Annotated in this window: 13 protein-coding genes; 5 read left to right on the top strand and 8 right to left on the bottom strand. The window is 53.7% G+C overall.

Translation table 11 applies throughout. From position 1 onward, the window contains the following. Window positions 1-91: 91 nt before the first annotated feature. From ACP5VX_RS00005 to ACP5VX_RS00015, 3 genes are read right to left on the bottom strand one after another with little or no spacing between them, the layout of a single operon-like run. Window positions 92-2,026 (bottom strand): DNA polymerase domain-containing protein, encoded by a 1,935-nt coding sequence (locus ACP5VX_RS00005; RefSeq protein ID WP_428723851.1) that lies wholly within the window; start codon window positions 2,024-2,026, stop codon window positions 92-94. After that, entirely contained in the window at window positions 2,004-2,249 is a 246-nt protein-coding gene (locus tag ACP5VX_RS00010; protein WP_428723852.1) for a hypothetical protein, read from the bottom strand. The genes ACP5VX_RS00005 and ACP5VX_RS00010 overlap by 23 nt, the downstream gene beginning before the upstream one ends. Then, on the bottom strand, window positions 2,250-2,924 hold the full coding sequence (locus ACP5VX_RS00015) for a hypothetical protein (RefSeq protein ID WP_428723853.1): 675 nt from the start codon (window positions 2,922-2,924) through the stop codon (window positions 2,250-2,252). 87 nt (window positions 2,925-3,011) lie between these two features. Here ACP5VX_RS00015 and ACP5VX_RS00020 point away from each other — a divergent pair, with 87 nt between their 5' ends. Further along, window positions 3,012-3,497: a ferritin-like domain-containing protein gene (locus tag ACP5VX_RS00020; RefSeq protein ID WP_428723854.1), complete on the top strand. Its 486-nt coding sequence runs from the start codon at window positions 3,012-3,014 to the stop codon at window positions 3,495-3,497. Between the two features lie 33 nt (window positions 3,498-3,530). On the opposite strand, the gene ACP5VX_RS00025 is transcribed toward ACP5VX_RS00020, so the two are convergent. Beyond that, window positions 3,531-4,826: a DNA topoisomerase IV subunit A gene (locus ACP5VX_RS00025; protein ID WP_428723855.1), complete on the bottom strand. Its 1,296-nt coding sequence runs from the start codon at window positions 4,824-4,826 to the stop codon at window positions 3,531-3,533. 11 nt (window positions 4,827-4,837) lie between these two features. Next, the gene (locus tag ACP5VX_RS00030; protein ID WP_428723856.1) at window positions 4,838-6,427 is read right to left on the bottom strand and encodes a DNA topoisomerase VI subunit B; all 1,590 of its coding nucleotides are present in this window, start codon (window positions 6,425-6,427) and stop codon (window positions 4,838-4,840) included. Between the two features lie 162 nt (window positions 6,428-6,589). Here ACP5VX_RS00030 and ACP5VX_RS00035 point away from each other — a divergent pair, with 162 nt between their 5' ends. Genes ACP5VX_RS00035 through ACP5VX_RS00045 form a run of 3 tightly spaced genes read left to right on the top strand, consistent with a single transcriptional unit; the run spans window position 6,590 to window position 9,785 of the window. Beyond that, the gene (locus tag ACP5VX_RS00035; protein ID WP_428723857.1) at window positions 6,590-7,015 is read left to right on the top strand and encodes a hypothetical protein; all 426 of its coding nucleotides are present in this window, start codon (window positions 6,590-6,592) and stop codon (window positions 7,013-7,015) included. Window positions 7,016-7,027: 12 nt separating this feature from the next. After that, a complete protein-coding gene (locus ACP5VX_RS00040) occupies window positions 7,028-8,518 on the top strand; it encodes a type II/IV secretion system ATPase subunit (protein WP_428723858.1) in 1,491 nt (496 codons plus the stop codon). 49 nt (window positions 8,519-8,567) lie between these two features. Continuing rightward, on the top strand, window positions 8,568-9,785 hold the full coding sequence (locus tag ACP5VX_RS00045) for a hypothetical protein (RefSeq protein WP_428723859.1): 1,218 nt from the start codon (window positions 8,568-8,570) through the stop codon (window positions 9,783-9,785). On the opposite strand, the gene ACP5VX_RS00050 is transcribed toward ACP5VX_RS00045, so the two are convergent. The 3 genes from ACP5VX_RS00050 to ACP5VX_RS00060 form a co-directional block, all read right to left on the bottom strand. Continuing rightward, window positions 9,775-11,223, bottom strand: coding sequence for an RtcB family protein (locus ACP5VX_RS00050; RefSeq protein ID WP_428723860.1), 1,449 nt, complete (start codon window positions 11,221-11,223; stop codon window positions 9,775-9,777). The two genes, ACP5VX_RS00045 and ACP5VX_RS00050, sit on opposite strands and share 11 nt — an antisense overlap. Before the next feature lie 56 nt (window positions 11,224-11,279). Further along, window positions 11,280-12,593 (bottom strand): histidine--tRNA ligase, encoded by a 1,314-nt coding sequence (hisS, locus tag ACP5VX_RS00055; RefSeq protein WP_428723861.1) that lies wholly within the window; start codon window positions 12,591-12,593, stop codon window positions 11,280-11,282. An 88-nt stretch (window positions 12,594-12,681) separates the two neighbouring features. Next, on the bottom strand, window positions 12,682-13,185 hold the full coding sequence (locus ACP5VX_RS00060) for an endonuclease (RefSeq protein WP_428723862.1): 504 nt from the start codon (window positions 13,183-13,185) through the stop codon (window positions 12,682-12,684). 56 nt (window positions 13,186-13,241) lie between these two features. On the opposite strand from ACP5VX_RS00060, the gene mtnA reads away from it, so the two are divergent. Next, window positions 13,242-14,306, top strand: a complete 1,065-nt coding sequence (mtnA, locus tag ACP5VX_RS00065; protein ID WP_428723863.1) for an S-methyl-5-thioribose-1-phosphate isomerase — start codon at window positions 13,242-13,244, stop codon at window positions 14,304-14,306. Window positions 14,307-14,311 lie beyond the last annotated feature (5 nt).

Here is a 14,311-nt window from a genome sequence, read left to right on the forward strand (position 1 = left end):
CCAAGCCAGATGCAAACCCAAGAGGGATGCGGGGGAGAAGGGGTGAGGGGATGACTTCAACCACCGTAAACCAATATAAGACCTGAACCCCTTACGCGCTAAAGACGTCTTCCGGCGTAGGTAGCTCCTTCCTCACCTTCTCGAGCAACCTCAGGTAGTACCCGAGGTCTATGTCCTCGGCGCTGACCCTCTCATCGTAGACGGCGAGACCGCTCTTCAGCGCGATTAGCTGGTGCGACGCGCCGTCTCCTTCCAGGACGTACCTGGGCGGCCTCTTGTAGGAGCCTCTCGCGCGCCTAGACCTGGTCATGAGGAGGAGCCTAACGTCGACGTTCTCTAACAGCCTCCTCTCGTAGTCTTTCACGACGTCGTAGGCGGTGCTGAGAGCCTCGGCCATGCTCAAAGGGTCTCTCGCCTCGGCCAACTTACTCAACGCTTCGAGCTCTGCCTGTCTCACGATCTCGGGGGTGTCTCTTCTGACGGCTAGTACACCCTTTATCTTCAAACCCCCCTCGTGGAGTAGCCCGTAGTACCTGTTGGCTACACCCCTGCTACCGTTTAGTTCTCTGGGGAGGTACAGCCACACGTAGTAGGCCTCCACCTTAGTCTTGTAACCCGTAGCCCTCTCTATGGCCGCGGCCAGCTCCGCGCAGCACTCCGCGTCAGCTACGCCACCTATGAACAGGCTGTCTACAATGGCGTGTACTACTTTGTAGCCTCTCCTAGCGACCTCCTCCGAGGCTCTCTTCATTATCTCTCTACTCGTAGCCGTGACAGCTTCGTGCGCCATTATAGAGCCGAACAAGCTGTTCCTGTAGCCTAGGTAGCCGAAGCTAGCGACGAGAAGCCACTTAACAGCGCTCCTCCTTTCATAGTACAGTTCGTCGCCTGTAGCCTTGTAGAGCTGCTCGTAGAGCTCTTTCAGCTCTAGCAGTCTCTCCAGGCTCATGGGCACGACCCCTCTCCTGTCCACGCACACCTCTTTAGCGGCGTAGTCTAGGCTTACTTTGCTACCGCAACCGGGGTCGTTCACAGTCTCGCCCGAGATGTTCAGTTTGGCGATGATAGACGGGTAGAGGCTCTTGAAATCGACCTGGCACACCCCCCAGTAAAGGCCCGGCCTAGGCTTAAAGACCACGCCTCCACGGTCGAGCAGTATCAGGTCTGTTATCCGCCTAAAGGGCTCGGGCCTAGAGTGGTCTCTCCTGACGATGTACTTCAAGTCTCTAGACGCGAGTACCTCGATAGTGGTCAGTAATCTACCTATCGTAACGTTGTTCATGAGGCTTAGCGGCGTGAAAGTCAGCCTTGACCACTCGAAGTACTCGTGGGGGCTGAAAGCGCCTCCTAGAACCCACTTCCCGACGTACTCCTTCACTTCCGGGTACATCGATACGAGCCTGAGATAAACGCTGGGCTCGGTGAACACTAGTAGTGGCCGGTGCTCAGCTATGTAGGCCGCTAGATCCCTCACGCTATAGAACTTAATGGGGGTCTTACCGCCGACTATGTAGGCCCCGTTCCTGACGTCCACGACCATGCTCCTGAGACCCGGGTCTCTCTCGCTAGGTCTCCAAGCTATGGTCAAACCCTTGTCGGCCTTGCAGACCCTGGTTAGAGGTCTAACACCCCCCTTGTACAGGGACTCCACCAGCGGGTGAGGGTACTTGTTGACTGGTCTCAAGCCCCTCTTCTCGGCGGTACTCGTGATCCTTCTCAGCTCGTGCAAGCTCTTGACGGAGAAGACCACTATCTCCTCTCTACTCCTATAGTAGGGTGGTGTAAACCACTCCTCGACCCACGCGTTCTCTACTATACCCTCGTAGACAAGCTCTCTAGATACAGCGTAAGGGTCGGGCGCCTCTATGTAACCGTAGAAGCGCAGGTCGACCGGCAGCTCCCTGACCAGGCCGGAGCCTTCGTCGAATAGCTCTAGGACCACACCTCCACTAGGCGACGGTCTTGCGTCTAGGATCCATAGCCCTCTCTCTTCGCTGTTACACTCACTTACAATGTTTACCTTCATACTCCGCCTTTAACTCCGCTATTACGAGTAGGAGATGGAAAACAAGAGGCTCTAAGGGGTCCACGACGCCCTTGTACGACAATAGGGAGGCCGAATAATCAGCCCTCTCGAGAACCTCCTTGACTGCAGCCCTAGTACAGGGGTCTAGTAGTGGTAGTAGGCTAGACCACCTCTCCAGGTACTTGTCGACGAGCTCCTTGAGAGAAGGGGTTGTCCTACCCAATCAGCTCACCCTCACCCAGTTCAGTAAGCTAACAGTGTCGACGGGGGCTGCCTTCTCCTTGAGTAGCTCGACTCTAAAGAGCCTCCTCAAGCCGGTGGGCTTCGCGGGGTGTTTTACGAGCTCTGCCACCACGCTCCTTCCCAGCCTCTTGACTCTGAGTATAACCTCAACTACGTGGTGGTGCATACTACCGCCCTCCGGCATCCTCGACCCGAACCTCGTCGTTGTGTTAAAGATGAGGACGGTGTTCTCCGCCGATACCCTGTTTATAAGCCCCGATATTTCGGTGGCCTCGTAGTAGGTCGAGGGGTCGTCTCCTAGGAAGTTGTAGGGGTACAGAAGGACGACCGTAGAGTCTCTTACACCTATTAGGCTCTCTAGTATGCGTACGACATCTCTTGTTTTGAAAGCCCTGCTAATACTCACAGCCGTCAGTCTACAGTCGAAGACCCTACAAAACGCCTCTATGAGGTCTGTCCTGATACCTCCGAACTCTAGAGAGACAACTACGTAGACCTGGCCCCGCCTACTCTGTATGGCTATAGACCTGTGAAACAGGTAATCTAGAACATAGGAGTCCCCGTAGAACTCTATACTCCAGTACCTGCCGACCGGGTTCAAGAGGTCGTCTATAGGCTTTAAGCCTGTTATAATCACTTTCGATGACCTCACCATATTAAGCTCTAATAAAGAGGGGTAGAGCTGGCCGAAACTTTCATTCTGTCCTAGGCTAAACGTTATTTCTTAGCGTCCACAATATTAATGGTGGTGGTCTTGTTGGAGGACCTCGTGAGACTTTTCCAGGAGTACTCCGAGGTAGAGAAGAGGTACGCCGAGGAGCTCAAGTCCATAACGAGCAAGTTCAGGCACCCGCTACTCAAGGCCTTGATAGAGAGCGTTGCGCAAGACTCCCTGAAGCACTCGCTGATGTACCAGGCTCTAGCGGAGATAGCAAGGGGTGGGCTACCGTTCTTAACGGAAGAGGAGCTGGAGTATATCAGGGAGGGCATCGCCAAGCATATACAAGCCGAGGCGGAGATGATCGCGAAGGCTAAGAAACTCCTGGAGGAGAGTAAGGAGCCCTACTCTAAGTTGATACTGGCGGCGATACTCGACGACGAGAGGAGGCACCACACACTCCTACTCGATATACACGACAAGGTGGCTGTGAAGGAGAAGTTCGGCGAGGAGGAGTTGTGGGACGCCGTCTGGAAGGACAGCCCGTGGCACGGGACGCCGGGTGGGTGAAGCCTTAACTTAGAGGGGAGTTACACCTGTGTTTTAGTCTATCCAGTCGCCGCCCTCTATCTTACTCGGTATGTACGTATCAGCGAGGAATTTTAGACCCTTGCTAGCCATCGCCTCTATCTCGAGCTTGTTCAGGGTCTTGAAGAATATACAAAGTTCTCTGACCCAGTCCGGAGTTCTAAACCACGGGTAGCCCGTAAGACCCTCCTTCTTTTTGAGCTTAGACCTGAGCTCGGAGCTTTCTACGCACTTGTCGGCGACGTCGTACCCCACGAGCTCCACCGCGCGCTCGATGTCGCGTTGTTTCGCCTTTATAACGTAGTTCCTCCTCTCGCTCTCCGACAAGTAGGGCTTCTTCTTCTTGAGCTTGCCGAAGGCGGTTTTAGTGAACCCGCCTACCTCCTTAACTTCGTCTAGGACCTCGCGGAAGACCTCGTCACCGAAGACGTCCGTCATGGAGACGCCTATAAACCTAGCACTAGGAGTAGCGAGCCTCTCGCTCTCGTAGGAGAGGGTTATAGAACCTATCTTGAAGACGCTGTAGATGTAGAAACCGTAGGGGTCGCTGTCCGTCAACACGTAGACAGGTAATTTTAGCTCCTCGTTGAGCCTCCTAACAAACCTCCTCGTGGCCCTGTCGGGCTGCCCGGCGCTCGTGACTAGTATGGCTCTGTACTTCCGCCAGAACCCGTACCTGTGGAGTTGCTGGAATACGGCGTCCTTCTCGACTACCAGCACGTACTCCGCGTCCACGTCTTTGAACTCCACCAGGTCGGGGGTGGGCTCGATCGAGTAGGCCCCGTGCCCCATCTTGCTCAAGTCTATCGTGTCATCGCCGCTCTTGATCACGAGGTTCCCTACCACTTTCCCCTTCTCCTTGCTTAGGATGAGCATCTCCTCTCTCAGGACGTTCATGAAGACCTCCAGGTCTCGTATGACGCTGTCGGACTCCTTCTGTTCGTCCCAGGTGTTCTCGTGCACCAGCTTCCCGTCCACGTCCCTGTACCCTATGCTGTGCTTACCCCTGTAGTACAAGTCACGTATAGTGGGGTACTCGTTGTTCACTAGTGCCTCGTATATTATGGAGGCCATTAAGAGGGTTTGCATAAACTTCCTGGCCTCGTTTACGTCGATAAGCGACCTCCTGAGGACGTCGGGGCCTAGAAGGAGCATTTTGTTCTTCTCGTCGTAGATAGTGTTGGACAGGACCCTCTTGGGCATGACTAGGGTCGGCTTCTCGCCCCTCTGTATCTGGTCTAATATGATCTTGAACTTCTCCTTCAGTATGCTTATGGCGTTCATTCTCGCTCTAACGTCTACACTCGACATGGACGTCCCTCCTAAGCACCTATCTCGACGCTCCTGATCACCTCGTTGATTTTGTTTTCCGGTATACCTGTTTTAGCCGATATAATCCCTACGAGTCTCTTAACAATGGTGTCCTTGTCAAACCCGTCACCGGAGAATATTACCTCGAGAGACCTCGCGATCTCCGGTATATACTTGGCTAAGTGCACTACTTTCCTCTGCGCCTCCAACTCTTTCTGTTTAGCCGTTAAGTACCCTCTGAGCCTCCTGGCGACCTCTGAGATGGCGAGCTTGATCTCCCTACGGACTTCGGGTACATCCGCTATACTCTCTTTGCCGACGCCCTTAAACGGCACTTTCGTGCTACAAACGTGTACCAGTAGCACCAGCTGGGCTGGGAAAGTCACCATGTAGTTGTCCCACGCAATATCCTCCTTAACGACGCTGGTTATCACGTCGCTACCCTCGTCGTACAGTAGCGGTATCTTGTTCGCGTACCTAAGTAGAATTGGTTTGTCGGCCTCGCTGAGCGGGACTTTACCACCGTAGGCTATCCCCGCCTCTACTATGAACGGGTGCCCTTCGTAGATCGACGGCTTCCTTGTCACCGCGTCCACGAACTCCGGCTCGAACATCCTTGTGAGCCCCGCCTTTATGACCTCAACACCCAGGGGTGATATAGCCGAGCTTGACGGGGGTTTGAACTGGTTGTACGACTTCATCGTGTTGATCAGCCTGAGGAGGTCGTCTTCCTTCAAGTCCCTCGGGTTTGAGGACGGGTCTATACCCGCCTTCGACAAGAGGTCTTTAGCGGTTACTTCGCCTACGCTCTGAAAGTTCTCGACCAGCACTTCGAGTATCGTCGGCTCCTTACTGGACTCTATGATCATTTTCAGCATTTCCAAGTCCACACCGTAGGGGTGCGGCTTGACCTCCTTTGGGGGTCTAGGCATAGTCTCTATGACCCTCTTGTACAGGATTACCTCGTTGTCGGGTGTGTACATGACTATGTTAGCGTAAGGTGTAACAGTAGCAGTCCTGTTGATGTACTCCTTTATCCTGGCCTTGGCCTTACCCCAGTCCCCCTCGATCGTTAGGGAAACTATTGTGCCGTGCCAGTCTCTCTGCTTCCTCCAGCTACCTCTCTCCAGTACCACGGGCTCGTTCTTGTTAATGTCTATCCTTATCTTGAAGAAGTAGATCCTCCTGTACTCCCTCTTGCTCGTGATCACCTCGATCGGTCTGCCGGTAGTCATCTGCCCGTATAAGACGGCCATCTTAACGCCCAGCCCGTACATTCCTCTTGTTTGTCTCAGGACGTACTTCGAGCTGAACAGCACCCTGCCGAAGGCGTTTGGCACTACATCGGGCGGTATACCTATACCGTTGTCCTCGACGGTTACTCTGTAGAACTCCTGAACAGGGTCAGCCCTCTGGATCACGACCTTTATATCGGGCAGTATCCCGTGCGAGTCGGTGGCGTCGAGAGCGTTCTCGACCAGCTCTCTGACTGTCTGGTATAGTGCTCTAGCAGGGTTGGCAAAGCCGGCTATCTCCTTGTACTTGTAGAAGAACTCCGCTGGGCTGATCGCCTTGTACTTCTCAACGGTCTCGCTCGACAAAACATCCCCACCTTACTTCCTTTCCGTAAATCCACCAATAGACGTCTTTAAACTATGGGACTAAGGGGGGTTAGTTTCGCTGAACCCCGCGACCACCTAGTTATTTAAAACTATTCTTAACAACCTGTTTAAAGCCACTCCTTTCGACTGGGGTGTACAGGCTTGAAGGGCGTAGAAGGTCTAGTAGCGGCGGCCCTACTACTAGTGATAACGGTAGCTGGAGGGCTACTGATATACAACTATGTAATGAACTACCTCTCTCTTCCTCAGCAATACGCCAGCTTAAAGGTGGTGTCCGCAAAGATAGTAGTGCTAAACTCAACGTCTATGCTGACATTACAGGTTAGCAATCTGGGCAATATACCCGCTAACATCACAGGCGTTACCGTGTACACGAGCGGTAGCACCTACTCGGTCTCTCTATCGAACCATGTGCCGGCTGGAAGCACGATCACCATCAACGTCGGTTTAAACAGCACCGTCACGAGCGCCATTGCGGCTTCCAGCCAGGTCTACATATCCGTTAACTACACTTCTAACGGGAGTAGTGGGGCATCAGATCTAGTCAAGGTACCCGTGTACTACTAGGTGTTTTTTCGCATGATCAAAAACCTCCTCGCGTTTGGTCTGTTCTCTCAATCGAATTCTAAGCAGAAGAGCTTCTTTTCTAAGCTTGTACAAGACTATCTCTCTAGTACTGAGTACGACAAAGTAGAAGTGAGTAGGGTTTTCGAGGAGTACACTGTTGGCGGTGTGGTCAAGGTCAGGATCGCGGAGGGGGCAGACGGCTTCCTCTACTATCTCGTGGAAGAGCCGCTTCTGGACGAGACCGAGGTTGAAGTACTCGGCCACGTGCTCTCCACGGGCGTCGAGTGCGTAAACGTGGAGTGTTTGACGACAGAAGTCGACGGTAGGTTGAAGGGGCTCTCAAAGGAGTCTGTGAGTAGAGTCTACTACCACTATGCGAGAATAGTAACGGGTTACGGACCCTTGTACCCTATACTCCTCGACCCCTTGGTCGAAGAAGTGTCTCTCAACTCTCTCGACAGGAGAGTCTGGGTAATTCACAGGGCGATTAGCCACTACGGCTGGATCAAGACTAACCTGCTCGTCAGAGAGGGCTTTGTCGACAAGGTTGCGTTAAGCCTGTCTAGGAAGGTCAAGAAGCATGTGAGCTTAGCGTCTCCCATCGCCGAGGGGCTGACCAAGGAGGGCTACAGGGTCAGCGTCATCTTCGGCGGGGACATCTCTAGGAAGGGTAGTAGTGTCGTCATCAGGAAGAGGCCCGAGAAGCCATGGACCTTAACGCAGCTCATCAACCAGGGGGTGCTCAACAGCCTTATAGCGGCGTACCTGTGGCTCGTGATAGAGTCGAAGGGCTGGGTCATCGTAGCCGGAGGGGTGGGAGCGGGTAAGACCACCCTACTACAGGGCTTGCTCAACCTCATACCACACAACAGGAGAGTCGTTACTATCGAGGACACGCCCGAGCTATTCCTGTCGAGCGAGCAGTGGGACCCGCTCGTAGAGAGAGTGTCGGTGATAGACCCTAGCACGAACATCGACATGTATGGTTTGCTCAAGGCCAGTTTGAGGAGGAGGCCTGACTACATCGTGGTAGGTGAGGTGAGAGGGGTGGAGGCCAGGGTCCTAGTCCAGGCGTCGAGGCTTGGGCACGGAGTCCTTAACACCATTCATGGCGACAGCCCAGACTCCGTCTTGAAGAGGCTCACAGCGTACCCGATATCGATACCGAAGAACCTCCTCGGCAACATATGGTCAATAATCATAGTCGAACAGACCAGCTACGGGAGGAGGGTCACGAGAGTATCCGAGATAACCGAGAAAGTCGACGTGGTCGACGTCGCGTGGTTTGAGAGGGGGGTGTTTAAGCCCCTCGGTGTAGAGGAGCTGGCGTCCAGGTCTCTGAGACTCGCGGAAAGGATGGGAACAAGGGGCCTCGTGAAAGAGCTGACCGAGAGAAGCCTCTTTCTAGAGAGGCTCGTGTCGAACGGCGTCTTCGAAGAAGCCGAGCTCGCGCGGATGATCAACGAGTTTTACCGTAGTAGGGGCCTGCTCGGCGGGAACTAGCGTTATGAGAATCAAAAGACCCAGGCCTCTTTTCACGACCGTGTCTAACGTGTCCGAGCTAGAGTTCATGGAGTTCTTGACCCTCCTCCTCGCATTCGAGACTAGCGGTCTTAGACTACCTAGGCTACTAGTAGAGATCGCCGAGGGGAGAGTCGAGGCCAGCGGTTACATAAAGGAGCTGGCGAACAAGTTCAAGGTCCTTGAAAAGACGATGATGGAGGACTACAGTGCCCTGAGGAAACTGGCGGAGTTGGCAGGCTCTCCAATGGTCGCGGACTTCCTGAAGGGCTATAGCGAGGTGGCTACAACGAGCGGCGAGACGTTGAGGTTCGTCGAGTCGTACCTAGAGAGAGTGTCGTCGTCCCTCGAGTCCAGGCTTGAGGGCATGCTCAGGTTCATGGAGGGCGTATACGAGGGTCTAATGCTAGCCGTCTTCGGCTTGGTAGCTCTATCAGTAGTACCGATGGCAGGGGTAAATCCGAGGATGTTGACTTCCGCCATTATACTGGCTGCCCTGGCCTCGTACTCAATAGTGCTGAAGGTCTCGGAGAACGTTCTAACACTCTCGAGAGTAGAGCACATTGCCACGATAACTCTAATGGGTCTTACGCTCGTCACGGAGCTAGGGGGCACGTGGACTCTGCTACACATGTTGTTGCTAGCCCTAGCGCTGGTTCTGGTCGCCCCACTAGCTAGGAGAGCGGTCGAGATCGAGAAGAACGTCGTAGACTTCCTAGAAGAGGCGTTCTCAATGACGAGGCACGGAATACCCCTTGAGCAAGTCTTCTACCACGTCGAGTTCAGGAGCGACCCCCTGAAGCTCCTCAAGAGAGTACTGCTACTTGGGTACGACTACGTTCAGCTACTGGGGGCACTACCCGACTTGGCGCGGAGGGCAATGTACCAGTTACTGGCACCGCTACAGTACACCTCGAAACACGAGAAAATCTCGTCTTACGTGCTCAGGTTTGTAGAGCTGATATCCGACGCTAGAGCTCGGCTCGAGAGAAGGGGCTTGACCTATATGGTCTACTCTTTCATTTTCCCTGCAGTGGTGTACGTCTCCTACGCGCTTGTGCACTCGATGTCCAAGACTATCGGGGGCGCGATAGACTTCGGCCAGGCGAAAGTTATCGCCTACTCAACCTTCTTCAACACTTTTACACTAGCAGTAAGCATATCGGGTGTAGGCTTGTTCAGGAGCAGAAAAATCGGGTTGTTGCTATTTGGAAGTCTCCTAGCGATCGTGCTACTGCCTAGCCCTTAACTACGCCGATAGGCCTCAGCCTGACAACAGGGCTAGCTATCCCTACCTTCTGAGCCACCAGGACTACGCGGTCGACGTCCTTGTAAGCCTCAGGCGCCTCCTCGCTGACAACGCGCTTAGTAGCGGCTCTCACGGCTATCCCCTTCTTCGCCAACTCGTTTATTACTCGGTCAGGGCTGTAGGACCTGATGGCCTCACCCCTGCTCAGCCACCTCCCAGCCCCGTGAGGGGCACTGTACCACGTCCTGTACCCCTCCGGAACACCAACGAGTATGTAGCTCGCCGTCCCCATGCTACCCGGTATAAGGACTGGTTGCCCGATGTTCTTGTACTTGGCCGGTATATCGGGGTGTCCTGGAGGGAAGGCCCTCGTGGCCCCCTTCCTGTGAACGATCACCTTATACCTCTTGTTGTTTATCACGTGCTCCTCTATTTTCGCGATGTTGTGTGCCACGTCGTAGACTATGTGTAGCCCGAGCTCTTCAGGGTCTTTCTTGAAAACCTCCTTGAAGCTCTCGCGTGTCCAGTGGGTTATCAACTGCCTGTTAGTCCAAGCGAAGTTGGCAGCGGCCGCCATCGCCTTGAAGTAGTCCTGCCCCTCGTTACTCTTGAAGGGCACAGCTGCTAGCTCTCTGTCGGGAACAGAGATGCCGTACCGCCTCATGGCCCTCTCCATGATTATGAGGTAGTCGCTGGCCACCTGGTGTCCAAGCCCCCTGCTACCCGTGTGGATCATTACAGCGACTTGGCCGACGTGGTCGAAGCCGAGCACCTTAGCTATGTCGGGGTTGTAGATTTGGTCTACCACCTGTATCTCTAGGAAGTGGTTGCCAGCCCCGAGGGTGCCGAGCTGCTCGTGTCCTCTCTGTTTTGCTATATTGCTCACTTTACTCGAGTCGGCTACCCTCCAGCTGCCGTGCTCTTCGATGTACTCCATGTCCTCTTTCCAGCCGAATCCTTTCTCTATGGCCCACTCGACCCCGCGGTCCAGGACTTCGTCCAGCTCTCTAATGCTAAGCCTTATCTTGCCTGTGGAGCCGACACCGCTCGGTACGTTCCTAAATAGCGCGTCGACCAGCTCCTTGAGCCTACCTCTCACGTCCTCCTCGTCAAGGTCTGTCCTGAGTACTCTGACACCGCAGTTAATGTCGTACCCGATACCGCCTGGGCTAATCACGCCCTCGTCTAGGTCAAAGCCGGCCACGCCGCCGATTGGGAAGCCGTAGCCTTGGTGGCCGTCGGGCATGACGTAGGCGTACTCCTGTATACCAGGAAGGCAGGCTACGTTGGCCGCCTGCTCCAGTGTTAAGTCCTCGTTCATCTTCTCTAGCAGAAACTCGTCAGCGAATATTATAGAGTCTGTTCTCATGCAGGGCTTGTAAGACCTCGGTATCCTCCACTCGTAGTTGCTTATCTTCTCCACGTAAACTTTTGGCATGCAGAAACACCGTTACGAGGCCTGCTTGATAGGATTCTAATTTGGACCTAATAAAGCTAGGTTGAACCAGGCTTGGGAGCGTAGGTGTCTATGTAGTCTTCGATGGACTTTAACGGTACTTCCTCCTGCGTCTTCTTGTTTAAATCTCTAACCGTCACTGTACCATCCTTGAACTCTCTCTCGCCAATAATCAGAGCTAGGTCGACCCCCGCTCTACTAGACACTCTGAGCGCCTTATCGAGGTTCCTCGTCACCAGAACGGTGAGCGAGGCGAATTTGCTACTAAGTCTCTTGGCCAACCCGTACCCTACACTCAAAGGTATGTTCTCTGACAAGACCACTATAACACCCGACAGGCCTCTTTTGGCGAGAAGCCTGTCCTTCGAGTCCATCAAGATCAGCGCGATCCTATCCAGCCCTAGTGCCAGGCCCGTGGAATACTCGTAAATATTGCTGTAAACGCTCGTGAGCCCGTCGTATCTACCACCTCCCCCTATGCTCTGCTCCAGACCTCTCGTCGCCTTGTACTCCCATATGAGACCAGTATAGTACGCTAGCCCTCTCACGAGTCTGGGGCTGAACTCCACCTTGTAGCCTAGGTCTGACAGGGTCTTGGAGAAGTCTTCAAGCCTCCTCGTCTCCCTCACCACCTTGTTGTACTCGTCTCCCAGCTCCTTCTTGAACTCCTCCACGAGGCTCATGACGCTGTCGAGCGTACCCCTCATCAACTTGACCACGACCTCCCTCACCGTGCTGCCATACCTATCGAGCAACTCCTTCTCCAACTGGTCGTCCATCTCCTTGTCTATCAAGTGGAGTATGTGATCCTGTTCTTCACCGGGAATCTTGAACATGTTCATGAAGGCCCTGTATATCGCCACGTTCCCGACCAGGTATTTGTGGTCTAGATTTAACTTGTCAAGAAATCTTGAGGCGGTGTAGGCGGCGGACACGTCCGCGTTTACGGTCTCGTCTCCTATGATCTCGAGGCCTCCCTGCCAGAACTCTCTGTACCTAGCCTTCTGCGGCTCCTCGTACCTGAAGCACTGAGAGATATAGTACAGCCTAATGGGTTTAGGCCTAGCCCGCATCTCCTTGAGGTACACTCTTATTACGCTCGCGGTCACTTCTGGTCTCAGAGCTAGTAGTCTACCGGCTTTGTCTTCGAAGACGTACATGCTCTTCCTAATCTCTTCGCCGCTCTTGACCTCAAACAACCTGTAGTACTCCACAGTCGGTGTTATTATGGGCTCGAAACCGTTTTCCGAGGCCGTCTCCGAGAAAAGGCTGAACAGGGTGTAGTACAGCTTGGCCTCGTCGCCGGTAATGTCCCTCATTCCTCTTGGGGGGTTTAGAGTCTCTACCTCCATGTAGGTCCCTTGGCCTTCACATGTTAATTGGGATACTCACTGATAAAACCACGTCAAACGGCTCGACTCTGGTACAGCTCCCTCCTCTCTATACGGGCTCGATCTTATGAACCTCGTAGTACGTTACCTCCCCCTGGAGACTCACCACGGCGACAATAGGGGACACGTTGTTCCTGGTAGACTTCTCTGCGAATTCGAGTATGTCCTTGACTCCTAGCCGGCTCTTCTCCTCTAGGACCAAAACTAGTCTAATATCGCCGTGCTTGTCTTTCATCATGAAAGTATTTTTGTCTACTATTCTGACTCTTCTCCCTCTGTCTCTCAGGTCTTTGTAAACGACCAGGTTAGACCAAGAGTAGTCCTTAAAGCACTCCACAGCCGTTTTCATGAGGTCTTCAAGACTCCTCACGGTCTTACCTTCGACATCGGCGACAGCTTTCCCGGTCAGCAGCAGGTAGGATAGTTCAATAACGTTCAGGACTAGGACGTCACCGCTTCTCTCCCCAAACCACCTCTCCTCGAGCTCTTGAACATTACCGTCCTCTACAATACCTGTACAAGAGCCCTTGTCTACCCTTACAACTATGCTCATCGAGCATACCTTAAAATAGTCTTCTCGAAATCACTTACACTTAACAAGGTGTTATAATGTATACGCACAAGTACCCTCTAACGGTCAAGGCCGTGTGGTGGGACGAGGCCAAGCGCGAGGTTTGCTGGATAAACACTCTGAAACTCCCGTTCGAAGAGGAGGTTATATGCAGTAACGACCCCGCCAGGGTGGCTAAGGCTATCGTCGAGATGGAAGTAAGGGGCGCTCCAGCAATAGGCGTCATAGCCGCTCTCGCCGTAGCGGCGTACGCCAATAAGCTAGCCGCGGAGGGCGGCTCCAACGTCGTGGAAAAGCTGAATGAGGCCATCGACCTGCTGTGGAGGACTAGGCCGACAGCTTACAACTTGTTCTGGGCTCTCGAGAGGATGAGGAAAAGGCTTATGGCTTCGGCTGGGTTAAGCCCACGCAGTCTGGCAGACAGTCTCACGGAGGAGGCCTTGAAAATCCTAAACGAGGATATCGAGGCAAACATTAAAATCGGCGAGTACGGGGCGGATCTTGTGCCGGAAGGGGCGACTATACTCACCCACTGTAACGCAGGCGCTCTAGCCACGTCGGCGTTCGGGACGGCAGAGGCAATAATGCGCGTTGCGTGGTACAGGGGGAAGAAGATAAAGGTGATAGCTACCGAGACGAGACCTCTCCTCCAGGGAGCACGGCTGACCGTCTGGGAACTGGTGAAGGAGGGTATACCTGTTACGCTGATAACAGACAACATGGCCGGCTACGTTATACGAAAAGGGCTAGTAGACCTAGTGATAGTCGGGGCAGACAGGATAACGCGCGAGGGCTACGTGGTGAACAAAATAGGCACCTACATGATCGCTCTCGCCGCGAAGAGGAATAACGTGCCCTTCTACGTCGCCGCCCCGACTAGTACAATAGACCTGAAGTCGAGTATCAGAGATGTGGTGATCGAGGAAAGGAACCCCATGGAGGTTAAAACGGTTATGGGGAGACTCATAACACTTGAGAACGTAAAAGCGCTGAACTACGCCTTCGATGTGACGGACCCCGACCTCGTAACAGCTATTATAACCGAGAAGGGTGTCGTGTACCCGCCTTTCGAAGAGAACCTGAGGAAAACAGTCGAGAGGTAACCCCT

The organism is Thermogladius sp., assembly GCF_049970955.1.
In the GTDB taxonomy this organism is placed as follows: Archaea; Thermoproteota; Thermoprotei_A; order Sulfolobales; family Desulfurococcaceae; genus Thermogladius.

Excerpts from the sequence above, each read along its gene's own strand:
- ACP5VX_RS00060 (WP_428723862.1), bottom strand. The coding sequence starts at position 13,185 with ATGAGCATAGTTGTAAGGGTAGACAAGGGCTCTTGTACAGGTATTGTA.
- ACP5VX_RS00005 (WP_428723851.1), bottom strand. The coding sequence starts at position 2,026 with ATGAAGGTAAACATTGTAAGTGAGTGTAACAGCGAAGAGAGAGGGCTA.
- ACP5VX_RS00040 (WP_428723858.1), top strand. The coding sequence starts at position 7,028 with ATGATCAAAAACCTCCTCGCGTTTGGTCTGTTCTCTCAATCGAATTCT.
- hisS (WP_428723861.1), bottom strand. The coding sequence starts at position 12,593 with ATGGAGGTAGAGACTCTAAACCCCCCAAGAGGAATGAGGGACATTACC.
- ACP5VX_RS00020 (WP_428723854.1), top strand. The coding sequence starts at position 3,012 with ATGGTGGTGGTCTTGTTGGAGGACCTCGTGAGACTTTTCCAGGAGTAC.
- ACP5VX_RS00025 (WP_428723855.1), bottom strand. The coding sequence starts at position 4,826 with ATGTCGAGTGTAGACGTTAGAGCGAGAATGAACGCCATAAGCATACTG.
- mtnA (WP_428723863.1), top strand. The coding sequence starts at position 13,242 with ATGTATACGCACAAGTACCCTCTAACGGTCAAGGCCGTGTGGTGGGAC.
- ACP5VX_RS00050 (WP_428723860.1), bottom strand. The coding sequence starts at position 11,223 with ATGCCAAAAGTTTACGTGGAGAAGATAAGCAACTACGAGTGGAGGATA.
- ACP5VX_RS00015 (WP_428723853.1), bottom strand. The coding sequence starts at position 2,924 with ATGGTGAGGTCATCGAAAGTGATTATAACAGGCTTAAAGCCTATAGAC.